General features: G+C 44.4%; 9 protein-coding genes, 1 pseudogene and 1 other annotated feature. Of the genes and pseudogenes, 4 read left to right on the forward strand and 6 right to left on the reverse strand.

Features of this window, described 5'->3' with window-relative positions:
* Positions 1 to 19 precede the first annotated feature (19 nt).
* From ABN702_RS02770 to ABN702_RS02780, 3 genes are read right to left on the reverse strand one after another with little or no spacing between them, the layout of a single operon-like run.
* Positions 20 to 1,195 (reverse strand): acetoin utilization protein AcuC, encoded by a 1,176-nt coding sequence (locus ABN702_RS02770; RefSeq protein ID WP_417899304.1) that lies wholly within the window; start codon positions 1,193 to 1,195, stop codon positions 20 to 22.
* Positions 1,192 to 1,836: an acetoin utilization AcuB family protein gene (locus ABN702_RS02775; RefSeq protein ID WP_417899305.1), complete on the reverse strand. Its 645-nt coding sequence runs from the start codon at positions 1,834 to 1,836 to the stop codon at positions 1,192 to 1,194. Before ABN702_RS02775 ends, ABN702_RS02770 begins: the two co-directional genes overlap by 4 nt.
* Positions 1,837 to 1,881: 45 nt before the next feature.
* Positions 1,882 to 2,514 carry a GNAT family N-acetyltransferase gene (locus ABN702_RS02780; protein WP_417899306.1) on the reverse strand — a complete coding sequence of 211 codons (633 nt, stop codon included), beginning with the start codon at positions 2,512 to 2,514 and terminating at the stop codon, positions 1,882 to 1,884.
* 218 nt (positions 2,515 to 2,732) lie between these two features.
* On the opposite strand from ABN702_RS02780, the gene acsA reads away from it, so the two are divergent.
* Both acsA and ABN702_RS02790 read left to right on the forward strand, forming a co-directional pair.
* Positions 2,733 to 4,451, forward strand: a complete 1,719-nt coding sequence (acsA, locus tag ABN702_RS02785; protein ID WP_417899307.1) for an acetate--CoA ligase — start codon at positions 2,733 to 2,735, stop codon at positions 4,449 to 4,451.
* Positions 4,452 to 4,648: 197 nt separating this feature from the next.
* Complete coding sequence (locus ABN702_RS02790; protein WP_417899308.1) at positions 4,649 to 5,878, forward strand: MFS transporter; 1,230 nt, start codon at positions 4,649 to 4,651, stop codon at positions 5,876 to 5,878.
* A 44-nt stretch (positions 5,879 to 5,922) separates the two neighbouring features.
* Here ABN702_RS02790 and ABN702_RS02795 read toward each other — a convergent pair whose 3' ends face one another.
* Positions 5,923 to 8,013, reverse strand: coding sequence for a penicillin-binding transpeptidase domain-containing protein (locus ABN702_RS02795; protein ID WP_417900800.1), 2,091 nt, complete (start codon positions 8,011 to 8,013; stop codon positions 5,923 to 5,925).
* Positions 8,014 to 8,049: 36 nt separating this feature from the next.
* Positions 8,050 to 8,834 (reverse strand): annotated as a pseudogene (locus ABN702_RS02800) (transglycosylase domain-containing protein); the annotation flags it as partial.
* 136 nt (positions 8,835 to 8,970) lie between these two features.
* Positions 8,971 to 9,197, forward strand: a binding site (T-box leader).
* 53 nt (positions 9,198 to 9,250) lie between these two features.
* On the opposite strand from ABN702_RS02800, the gene tyrS reads away from it, so the two are divergent.
* Complete coding sequence (tyrS, locus tag ABN702_RS02805) at positions 9,251 to 10,510, forward strand: tyrosine--tRNA ligase (protein ID WP_417899309.1); 1,260 nt, start codon at positions 9,251 to 9,253, stop codon at positions 10,508 to 10,510.
* Between the two features lie 308 nt (positions 10,511 to 10,818).
* On the opposite strand, the gene rpsD is transcribed toward tyrS, so the two are convergent.
* Entirely contained in the window at positions 10,819 to 11,421 is a 603-nt protein-coding gene (rpsD, locus tag ABN702_RS02810; RefSeq protein WP_386642923.1) for a 30S ribosomal protein S4, read from the reverse strand.
* A 378-nt stretch (positions 11,422 to 11,799) separates the two neighbouring features.
* On the opposite strand from rpsD, the gene ABN702_RS02815 reads away from it, so the two are divergent.
* Positions 11,800 to 12,414 carry a hypothetical protein gene (locus tag ABN702_RS02815; protein WP_417899310.1) on the forward strand — a complete coding sequence of 205 codons (615 nt, stop codon included), beginning with the start codon at positions 11,800 to 11,802 and terminating at the stop codon, positions 12,412 to 12,414.
* Positions 12,415 to 12,477: the final 63 nt, after the last annotated feature.

The following is a 12,477-nucleotide window of genomic DNA, read 5'->3' on the forward strand; positions in this document are numbered from 1 at the left end:
AAGTGCTTTGCAGGGTGTATCAGCCGATGTTGTGGTTGTCTTTATTGAGATGGCTGATCGGATATAGGGCTTTTAAGAGAATCTGTTTGTTTTTCTCGGTTATTTCCTGCTTTCGTGGAATGGCCTTATACATGTCTATTGGATCTTCCCAGTTTGGAGGGAGAGCTACAGGAGCTTGCACTTCCCATTCCTTCATCCATTCCTCTGAGATTGCTCCTGTGACAGTGTTCTTATCAATCATCTCAGCCCAAAGATGCGACCAGGCCCTTGGTACCACTCTCCATATATCATAGCCGCCACCGCCAACAGCAATCCAACGTCCGTTGCAGTATTGATGGGCAATTTTATGGGCGAGCTTCGGGATTTCCCGATAAACCTTCATCGTGGTGGAGAGATGGGTCAGGGGATCATGATAGTGGGCATCGACACCATTCTGGGTCAAGATGATATCCGGTTTAAAAAAGGCCGCAATGTCGGTCAATGCCTGCTCATACACTTCAAGGAAGGAATCATCCTCCGTAAAGGCGTCGACTGGAATATTGAAGGAATAGCCATAGCCATCCCCTTGGCCGCGCTCATTCACATTCCCGGTTCCGGGGAACAAGTACCGACCTGTTTCATGGATGGACAAGGTGCAAACATCAGGATCCTCGTAAAAGGTCCACTGTACACCGTCTCCATGATGGGCATCGGTATCCACATACAACACTCTCGCATTATATTTCTTCTGTAAATATTTGATTGCCACAGAGCTATCATTATAAATGCAAAATCCGGAAGCCTTTCCACGAAATCCGTGATGCAGCCCGCCACCCAAATTCAATGCGTGCTCCGACTTCCCTGTCATCACATAGTCCACAGCGGTCAAGGTGCCTCCCACTAAAAGGGCACTCGCCTCATGCATGTTTGGAAAGATTGGGGTATCTTCTGTTCCAAGTCCATAATTGTTTGCTTTTTCTTTCGGCAATAGTCCCTTGCCAGCCAATTTTACAGCTTCGATGTATTTGGGATCGTGGACCAAAGCCAATTCCTCGTCCGTCGCCATCCGAGGAGGGACTACATCCTGAAAGGACAGAAGATTGCTTTTTTGAAGCAAATCATAGGTGAGCTTCACTCTAAGCTGGTTGAATGGATGATTCTCACTGAATTTATAGGTTTGAAAATCATCCGAATAGACGAAAACCGCTTTTTTCATGAGGTCACACCCGGAAGATTGGGCCATAGCACATCATAGCCTTCCTCTTGGAGATCCTTGATTACCCCTGTAGGATTCATGGTATGTACACGAAGTACCAGAATTTTATACTGTTCGTCCTCATGTGGATATACCAGGACACTTAGAATATTGAGCTTCCGTTTACGTAAGATTGATGTGACTTCTGCAAGTTTCCCTGAGATGTTCTCCACCCTTACTTCGAACTGCGATGCCGGCTGGTTGGCACCTGTCAGCTGGATAAAGGTATACAACAGATCTGATTCTGTTACAATACCAAGCAATTTAGAATCACTTACAATCGGCAGGCAGCTTATTTTATATTCGTAAAATAATGCCGCAACCTCTTCCACGAAATCAAGCGGATGCCCGGTGAGAAGGTTGGTCTTCATCACTTTGGAAAGTGGCTGATTCAAATCATCCTTGCCTGCATGTTCAGAAAGCGAGGAATGCAGCACGTCCCGCACATCCCTGTCCGAAATGATCCCGACCAGCTGCTGTTTAGCATTGACGATCGGAATATGACGGATACTCTTTTTCTCCATCAACTGAAGTGCCTGTTCCACCGTATCGGTAGGCAAAAGCGTAAAAACGTCTTTCTTCATTATACGTTCAACGATCAAAAGTCTCTCCCCCTTGTAAAACAAGTTCCCTTAAGACATCATATGCTAGTACATGAAGCGGTTGTGAAAGCGAAGAGCATCAAATTTCTGTACAGACTCTGTGTTCACGTTTTTCCCGATCCTTGCCATCAGACAGTTGGCAGGATGCGAGCTGATTTCCGGATCGTCGGTTGCGTAATATTCCAAGCCACCGGCATTCATCATTTTCTCCATCACTTTCCGGTATTCCCAGACGTTCAGCCCAGTCCCTTTTAAATCCCAATGCCAATAATATTCAGTCGTTATGACAATATAATTTTCCATCATTTTATCCATCATCGATACCTGTAGAAGGGTCTTACCTACAGAACTCCCCCGGACCTCTGGCACAACCTCGATTGCACCGAGTTCAATCAGGTTCTCCATCTTCCCTTCCGCCCATCTTTCCATCGGATCAGGATATAGATAAGTCACATATCCTACGATCGTATCATGTGTCCGTGCAATCAGGATCCTCCCCTCAGGAAGTCCCGCTATCTCAATCAATGCCTTTCGCTGCTGGGCAGGCGGCCTGAAAGCAATCAGATCTTCATGGAAATCATAGCTTGCGAGTTTCTCAGGCGTTACTGGCCCTTCTATAATCAAGCGGCTATTTTTCGTTTTGATTTCCTTTGCATTGTACGTTTTTCTATGTTCCAACAATCATTCACCCACTTTTGCCTACGATAGTATAAAACTATTTTCTCATTTTACTGAAAAAAAACAAGAGAAATAAAACGCTTTCATGCCTGCTACCCTTTAAGTCTACTAGAAAACAGGAAATAATTCATGTGATTATACCGATTTTTTAAAAAATTGAGAAAAAACAAAAACTATATTATAATAGAGGGTATATTTTACATAAGGGGGAGTTGTGGATGAAAGTGGAAGCGCTACCAGTAACCAAGGGGAACTATAATCTCGAAGACTATCAACAAACCTACCATAATTTCGATTGGGCAGAAGTGGAAAAGAGCTTCAGTTTTGCCGAAACAGGAAGAGTGAATGTGGCATACGAAGCAATTGATCGCCATGCCTTGACTCACAGAAAGAACAAAGTGGCACTTTATTACCGCGACCCGGAACGTGATGAAAAGTACACGTTCAAGGAAATGAAGGAAATGTCCAACAAAGCGGGGAATATTCTTCGCCAAACGTGTGATGTGGAAAAAGGTGACCGCGTATTCATTTTCATGCCTCGTTCTCCGGAGCTTTATTTTGCTGCACTCGGGGCGATTAAATTAGGTGCAATCGTAGGGCCATTATTCGAGGCTTTTATGGAAGGTGCCGTAAAAGACCGCTTGGAGGATAGTGAAGCGAAGGTGATCGTAACGACGCCTGAACTTTATAAGCGAATTCCGTTTGATGACCTGCCAGCATTAAAGCATGTTGTGCTTGTAGGCGAAAATGTGAAAGAGGAAGGACCGTTTATTGATTTCAATACACGCATGAAGGATGCGAGCAAAAAGCTGCAGATTGAATGGGTGGATAAGACTGACGGACTTGTTCTTCATTATACAAGCGGATCCACTGGTAAGCCCAAGGGTGTGCTGCACGTCCATAATGCGATGGTACAGCACTATCAGACGGCTAAATGGGTATTGGATCTAAAGGAAGATGATGTATACTGGTGTACGGCCGACCCGGGTTGGGTAACTGGAACCGCATACGGTATTTTCGGTCCTTGGCTGGCTGGCGCATCGAACGTCATCGTGGGAGGACGCTTCCGACCGGAGGCTTGGTATCAGACAATCGAGGACTTCGGCGTTTCTGTATGGTATAGCGCACCGACTGCGTTCCGTATGCTGATGGGTGCAGGGGATGAAGTAGTGAAGAAGTATGATCTGTCTTCGCTCCGCCACATCCTGAGTGTAGGTGAGCCTTTGAACCCAGAAGTAATTCGTTGGGGAGTAAAAGTGTTCAACCTGCGTGTACATGATACATGGTGGATGACGGAAACAGGGGCCCAGCTGATCTGCAACTACCCATGCATGGAAATCAAACCGGGCTCCATGGGCAAACCTATTCCGGGTGTCGAAGCGGCAATCGTTGATGACCAAGGGAACGAACTGCCTCCATACCGCATGGGTAACCTTGCCATCAAAAAAGGCTGGCCATCCATGATGCACACAATCTGGAACAACAAGGAGAAATACGAATCCTATTTCATGCCGGGCGACTGGTATGTTTCAGGCGACTCCGCCTACATGGATGAGGAAGGATACTTCTGGTTCCAAGGCCGAATCGATGATGTCATCATGACCTCCGGTGAGCGCGTCGGACCATTTGAAGTGGAGAGCAAGCTTGTCGAGCATCCGGCAGTAGCGGAAGCAGGCGTAATCGGAAAACCGGATCCTGTCCGAGGGGAAATCATCAAAGCTTTCGTTGCGCTGCGTGATGGGCATGAAGCGACAGATGAACTGAAAGAGGAAATCCGCCAGTTCGTGAAGCGAGGGCTAGCGGCACATGCAGCACCTCGTGAAATCGAGTTCCGCGATAAGCTGCCTAAGACACGAAGCGGGAAGATCATGCGTCGCGTGCTGAAAGCCTGGGAGCTTGATTTGCCGACAGGTGATTTGTCGACGATGGAAGATTGATTTGTTCGGAGGTTTAAGCTGCGACTTTGGAAGTTGACGAAGTTGTTGAAATAGAGCATTGGAGCAGCCACCCCCTTTGGAGGGGGTGGCTGTTTTTTTGAGGAGAAATTTTATTTCCCAACACATAAATTTCGTATTGCGAAACACTTCCCGCAAGCTTACAATAAATACAAGAACTAGAGAGTGGGGAAGCAGCATTGAGAAATCATAAGTTATTTTTATACACCAAAGCGTTATCTGATTTTGGTTCGTTTATGGACCTGATTGTTTTGAATGTCGTTGTTTATGCGGCAACGGGCAGTCCTGTTTGGCTGGCTGCAACAATGATAGCCAGGACAGTTGGGGGAGTGCTGGCAAGCTTGGTCTCGGGTGTGGCTGCAGATAAATGGAACCGTAAATCGATTATGCTTGTTACGGATATTGCCAGGGCGGGGTTGATACTGCTGCTCATCCCATTTCCAGATCCGGTTGTCATTATCGCTGTATCGTGTCTGATCGGCTTTATTAACAGCTTCTTTATGGTCAGTTTCAGTGCGGAGATTCCGCAGATTTTCGGTCAGGATAAGATTATTGAGACCAATTCACTTATCGCCAGACTAACCTCTGTCAGCCTGGTAACAGGTTTTATAGGAGCTGGTGTGATAACCGAAATGCTCGGTTATAAATATACGCTGTTGATTGATGCGACTACATACCTTTTATCAGCACTGGTACTTTGGCGCCTGAAATGGAATATGGCACTACCAGAAACACGTGAAGCCGTTAGAGGGTTCAAACAAAACATCTATTCTATAGGAAAGGACATTTCCGAAGTGCTCGGTTATCTGAAAAAGGCTCCGATGCTTCTGAAGATTAATGTTGTCTTTCTGGTTGGCGCTTTTGCCGGAAGTTCCCATAACCTTGGTATTCCGTTATTGGCGGAGGATATAAATCCCGAGCGCCAAAGCTTTTATTACGGTTTGATCTGGGGTGTATGGGGGATTGGTTCAGTGCTTGCCACATATACCATACCTCGTCTAAGCATCATCAGAAGTGAAAAGATATATATGGTGTTTTTTGTATGCGCCATGTTCATGTCACTTGGATTTATCTCGTTTCTGTCCGGCACAGTGGTTCCTTTTGTGCTAGCTTTTGCTTTCCTGACAGGTATCTTTGATGCAGGATTCACCACACTTCATGCAAGCCTGCTTCAGAAAGCGGACAATAATATTCGCGGCAGGGTGTTCGCTGTGGGGATGCTCCTGAAGTCACTTGGCTTTGCTCTTGGGTTCTTTGCAGCTACTATCCTGATAAGCAACATGAGCATGCCGCATATGGTGTGGATTCTGCACGGAACATTGATCACTACATGTTTGGTTGTCATAGGTACTTCATTATTTCATGCGTTAAAGAAAAAGCAGGTACAGGTAGCAAGGGAAAGTTCATAAAAAAGAGCCACGAGACAAATTTCGTCTCGGGGCTCTTTTCTAGTTTAATCATCACCGTTGGAATCAGGTGGCGGATCGGTGGAGGTATCATCTCCGTCGTCATTTCCGTTTCCATTTCCGCCGCCATTATTGCCGCCTCCTGGTGGGGTGGTTGGTGGCTTTGGATCAGGTTTCGGTTCTTCTTTTTTATCTGGATCTCCAAGTTTTGCTGAACTAGATGGAGAGGAAGTTTTTCCACTGGCATTTATCGCTACAACATAATAGAATCCAGTTCCTTGTGATAAGTTCGTACTTGTTTCCTTTCCTGCAGGAACAGAAGCAATTTTCTTAGCAGAGCTTGAACTGTTTGCAGAATGATACACATAATAGCCAATCACATCTTTTTCCGGACTTGCAGACCAGGAAAGTGTCGAGCCGGAGATCTTTACTCCGCCTACTTGCTTTGGAGCCTGGTTGTTGACCGGCAGTGGATCTGGTGACAGCACAGTTAGACCTTCAAAGATGGAACTGTCCGGCATATATTTTGCAAGTTCCTCGACATCCTGAATCTGTAGTTTCTTTAGGAAATCAGGCTTCAGCATCGGTCCTTGTTTAACAAATTCGGAAGGAGTTGACCCCAGTGGTGCATAGGCCACATCTCCAATTTGTACATATTTTCCGACTGTTAAGCTGTCATCCACTTTTGTCGGTGCGAATGCTGCGTTGAAGAGATCCTCACCAACAAGACCAGCTTGACGGCACAAATCGGATGGCAGCATGCCGGAAAGCTTACAGTAGCTGCGCTTTACAATTCCGCCTGGCATTTGGAATCGTTCGGTCGGAGCAATGTATTCCGGATTTACTTCGTGGGCTGCATTCAGTAATTGAGCCCATAGAACTTGGCTTCGTTGTGTTGGAGTATAACCTTTAACAGATTTTAGTACTCTTCTTTCATCATAGCCCATCCACAAGCCAAAGGTAACATTTGGGTTTGATCCCATCATCCAAATATCTTGTGTATCTTGTGTGGTACCAGTTTTTCCTGCCCAGTCAGCAGAGAATTGAAGATTGTTTCTTGCCGGAATTGCAGTACCTCTGCTGAACACATCACGCATCGTATCAATCATGAGGTAAGCTGTTTGTGGAGAGTAGATTTGAACAGGTTCTACTTTATGTTCATAAACAATTTCTCCATCACTTGTTTCAATTCTTTCAATCAAATAAGGCTCCACATAGTTACCGCCATTGGCGAATGTGACGTAGCCACCGGTATTCTCTTCAACAGTTACTCCATAAGTAGGAGCACCCAATACTGCAGAAGGATATTCAGCATCGCCAGGTGTTAGACCGGTAAATCCTTGCTTGTATAGAAATTCCATTGGTCGTTGAGGCAATATTTCCATATAGCCTCGAATAGCTGACAGGTTATGTGAGAGTCTTACGGCATCACGAGCTGTTACAAGACCATTAAACTTATTATTCCAGTTAAAAGGTTCCCAATAGCTGCCGTCTGGTTGAGGAACTCTTAATGGTATATCTGCCAAAATACTACCAGGCTGCAAAGTCCCCAATTCATAGGCTGGAGCATAGCCAAGCAACGGCTTCATCGTAGAACCGTTGTGACGATAGGTGCTTGTTGCAAAATTGACGGAAGATAATTCAAAGTCACGGCCACCAACAAAGCTCTTAATGGCACCAGTCTTGTTATCAATCATGACAGCGGCCACTTGTTCTGCATTATTCTTCATCAATTCCCCAGTTTCAGGGTCCGTCTTTTCCTGATAATCATAAGTTGCATCGAAATACTCGAAATTATCTTTCACTGCTTGCATCTTGTCATAAATATCCTTATCAATCGTGGTATAGATACGATACCCATTCTGTCTTAAAGCAGTATCTGCAAGCGATCGATATTGTTCCTTCAAATCTGGATTGTTCTCAAGGTCAGTTACTTCATAACCATCCTCAACGGCAAGCTGTTCCGAAATGATGTTCCTTGCTCTCTTTTCCAACTCAAACGTCACATGCGGATATTGCTCAATCGCTGAATTAGTTGGTGCAGTAAAATCCTTAGTTATATCGTACGCAATAGCTTCCTCGTACTGCTCATCTGTTATCTTGCCCATCGCATTCATCCGGTGAAGCACATAGCGCATTCTTTCAAGGCCTGGAGCCAATCCATCTACGTCCTTCACTTCTGCAGATCTTGTAAAGGGCGTATAGGCGAATGGGCTCTGCGGAAGTCCGGCGATAAAGGCCGCTTGCGGAATGGAAAGCTCGCTGATATCGACGCCGAAGATTCCTTCTGCCGCCGTTTGTGCTCCTGCGATGTTTCTACCGGAGGAATCTCTTCCAAAAGGGGAAACATTCAGGTAAGCTTCGAGTATTTCTTCTTTGCTGAAGTAATTTTCAAGACGAAGGGCTAAAAGGATCTCCTTCGCTTTACGATCGAAGGATACTTCATTGCTCAGCACCTGGTTCTTGATAAGCTGCTGTGTTAAGGTACTTCCCCCGTCTGGTTGGCGGAGTTCGTTACTTCCTGGACAATGGCCCGGACAATCGCTTTTGGCACGACGCCTTCATGTTCAAAAAAGTACTCATCCTCGGTTGACACAAGGGCATTAATTAAATGCTCGGATACGTTTTCCAGGTCCACTTCCTCACGGACGAGATCCGCGCGGTATTTCCCTAGATACACATCGTTTGCAAAAAACATCTCTGTTGATTCCTCGTAGTTGTAAATGTTTTTCCTCATATCTTCATAGGAACGGACTTCTTCATCTTTTACGAGTGCTGCAAAGTATCCTGCACCTGCACCACCTGCAAAGGATGCTCCGATCAATCCGATGACAAGGAAAATCAAGATTAGATTCCACACTACTAAATATGTAATGTTTGCACCTTTTTTCGTGTATTTATTGACGAAAATTTGATAAAAGGACTGCGTTTTTTCTTTGAACTTGTCGTAGTTTGACATAATTTATCTACCCCCCGGCAAATCATACTAATTATAGCATATTGCGGATTTCTAGCGACAAATTTTTTACTTTTTCCAGGATTTTGTTGACACTGAGCTTGCTCTTGTGATAAAAAGACTGTATATTATTTTTAACATAAGAGCGTAGACAGGAAAGAGTAGTGTATATGGGCTTGCTTAAAGAGAGCTGATGGTTGGTGCAAATCAGTACACCCTTATAGATGAATTACCTCCTTGAGCATCTTTTGGGAACGGCGTATTTGGCCTAGTAGCAAAAGACGGTGTGAACCGTTACATTTTTGAGTGGGAAAGCACATGCTGCTTTTCAATTAGGGTGGTACCGCGTATAAACTCGTCCCTTCTGTATGGAGGGATGGGTTTTTTTGTGTTTATTTTGAACAAAAGGAGCAAAAAACATGAATTTATTAGAGGATTTAAAATTTAGAGGCTTAGTGAATCAGGTTACAGATGAAGAGGGATTGGTGAAGCTTTTATCCGAGGAGAAGGTGAAATTGTACTCCGGCTTCGACCCGACAGGTGATAGCTTGCATATCGGCCACTTGCTTCCAATCTTGACGTTAAAAAGATTCCAGCAGGCAGGTCACCATCCGATTGCGTTGGTTGGTGGAGCAACTGGATTGATTGGTGATCCAAGCGGGAAGAAAGCGGAACGTACGTTGAATACGTCCGATATCGTAGTGGAGTGGTCCAACCGTATCAAAAATCAACTTTCGCAATTCCTGGATTTCAAAGCTGCTGAAAACCTTGCAGTAATCGCGAACAATCACGACTGGATCGGCGAAATGAATGTCATTACCTTTCTGCGTGATGTCGGGAAAAATTTCGGCCTGAACTACATGTTAGCAAAAGATTCCGTGCAATCCCGTATTGAGTCAGGGATCTCCTACACGGAATTCAGCTATATGATTCTTCAATCATTGGACTTTTTACATTTATACAAAGAGGAAAACTGTAAGATTCAAATCGGTGGAAGTGACCAATGGGGGAACATCACTGCGGGTCTTGAATTGATCCGTAAGTCTGAAGAGAATGCAAAGGCATTCGGGTTGACGATTCCGCTTGTTACGAAAGCAGATGGTACGAAATTCGGTAAAACGGAAGGCGGCGCGGTCTGGTTGGATCGTGAAAAGACTTCCCCATACGAGTTCTACCAGTTCTGGATCAACACGGATGATCGTGACGTTGTGAAATACTTGAAGTTCTTCACATTCTTATCTCACGAAGAAATCATGGAGCTGGAAAATGAGTTGCAGGAAGCACCTGAAAAACGCTCAGCGCATAAACGCCTGGCAGAAGAAGTGACGAAATTGGTGCACGGGGAAGCATCCCTTGAGCAGGCGATCCGCATTTCCAAAGCGCTGTTCAGCGGAAGCATTTCTGAATTGACAGGTGACGAAATCAAGCAGGGATTTGCAGATGTACCTTCCTTCACAATTGAAAATGAAGAGCAGCTGCAACTTGTGGAATTGCTTGTAGCAAGCAAGATCGCGCCATCCAAGCGCCAGGCCCGTGAGGATATCACAAACGGTGCCATCTCTATCAATGGAGAAAAAGTACAGGACCTTGCGTATGTCCTAGGGGATTCCGACCGAATCGAAGATCAATTTACTGTAATCAGAAGAGGGAAGAAGAAGTACTTCCTAATTAAATACTAAAGTTAGTGGAAAGAGGTGGATAAAATGTCCGCCTCTTTTTGTAAAGTAATTGCTTTTATGTATCTAGCTATTGATTGGAGCAATAGGCGAAGACTCCTTGAAAATGCGAGCATTTTCTGCGGCGATGTACCGCTTCCGAAGCCTTCCTTGTCCTGCGGGAGGTGGCGTTTAGTGGAGACCCCACAGGCGAAGCCGAGGAGGCACCACAAACGCCCCTTGGGTCGCTGCGCCTAGTGCGGAAATCAACAGCGGTCTTTAATGGGGAGAAACAAAAAAACACCACCGGAATCCGGTGGTGTTTCTTATCATTAACGAGAGTAGAACTCAACGATTAGAGCTTCGTTAATTTCAGCAGCTAACTCGGAACGCTCAGGTAAACGAGTGAAAGTTCCTTCTAAAGCGTCAGCATTGAAAGTAAGGTATTCTGGAACGAAGTTGTTTACTTCGATAGATTCCTTGATAGTGCTTAGGTTACGTGATTTTTCACGAACACCGATTACTTGACCAGCTTTCACGCGGAAAGATGGGATGTCTACGCGAGCTCCATCAACCGTGATGTGACCGTGGTTAACTAATTGGCGAGCTCCACGACGAGTGCGAGCTAGACCTAAACGGTAAACTACGTTGTCTAAACGAGATTCTAAAAGAACCATGAAGTTTTCACCGTGCTTACCTTGCATCTTGCCAGCAGCATCGAAAAGGCTACGGAATTGACGCTCATTTACACCGTACATGTGGCGTAATTTTTGTTTTTCTTGTAATTGTAAACCGTACTCAGAAATCTTTCTGCGTTGGTTTGGACCATGCTGTCCAGGAGCGTAAGGACGCTTTTCTAATTCCTTACCTGTTCCGCTTAATGAAATGCCTAGACGGCGAGAAAGTTTCCAACTTGGACCTGTATAACGAGCCATGAATGACTCCTCCTTCGTGTTATTATTTGTTGTAAAATAATAACAGATGCGACTAATCTACCCGACCATTTTGTTTTCATGTATCCTCGCTCTGCAGCAAAGAGTTACACGATACACCTCCGTTTTTATGGAACGGGGAACAAAATGAATCAACATAGCATACCACATAGGCTGCAATATTTTACACAAAGGCTATTATATCGGAAAAATGTATAGGAAGTCAAGGATAGAATCGAATAGTTTTGGGGAAAGGATGTTTTCAGTACATTTATTATACCACAACCAGAAAGCCGTCAATAATTTCGCTAAACGTGCGTGTCCGTCCTTATAGCTCCTATGGTATAATTTTCAATACAAATGCGTCGAGGAGAAATAAACATGTACAAAGAATCGAAAAAAGAAAAAATTATTCGCTTTCTTATTATTGGAGTCATCGGGATTACAACTTTGTATTTGTTTTCCGTACAATATGGTTCCGATGAAGAAAAAGAAAAGGCGAAACCTCCAAAACCATTCCAACCGATGGCTGTGGTCGTCCAGGAGAAAGATCAACAAAATCAGACTCCCGTCATTGCAATTGTAAAGGAACATGAAGAGAAGCCAATTCTTGTTACCTATAAGATAAATGAAAAAGATAATTACAAGTTTGACACGATAAATGCCATCGAGCTGAAGACTCATCCGACTCAACTTGAAAAGGACCCAAAGTCCAAAGGTATATGGCTGCAAACCGATGAGGAATGGATGCTCTATAATGAAGAGTTAAAAATGGAAAAAGGTGTTAAAAAAGAGGAGAATGAGGAAGAGAAAGATTATCAAGTCTCAATAGAAGAGACTGATACGAAACAGTATGTGGTGAAACTCTCCAATGAAGGGGGGTTTATCATTCAGAAATCCTTTGATGAAAAACCCATCTCGGTTCATAAGCTTTCGGAAAAGCATGATTTGTGGCTTGTCTTGTTTGAAAAAGATACTGTTTTGTTAATTCCTTAAAATAACACTAGGAAAATTTAACCTGTTACCGTTATAATATAGGTAAATAGTAATGTAAAAGGT

The sequence above is a fragment of the Bacillus haimaensis genome (assembly GCF_048270625.1).
Classification (GTDB): Bacteria; Bacillota; Bacilli; order Bacillales; family Bacillaceae_I; genus Sutcliffiella_A; species Sutcliffiella_A haimaensis.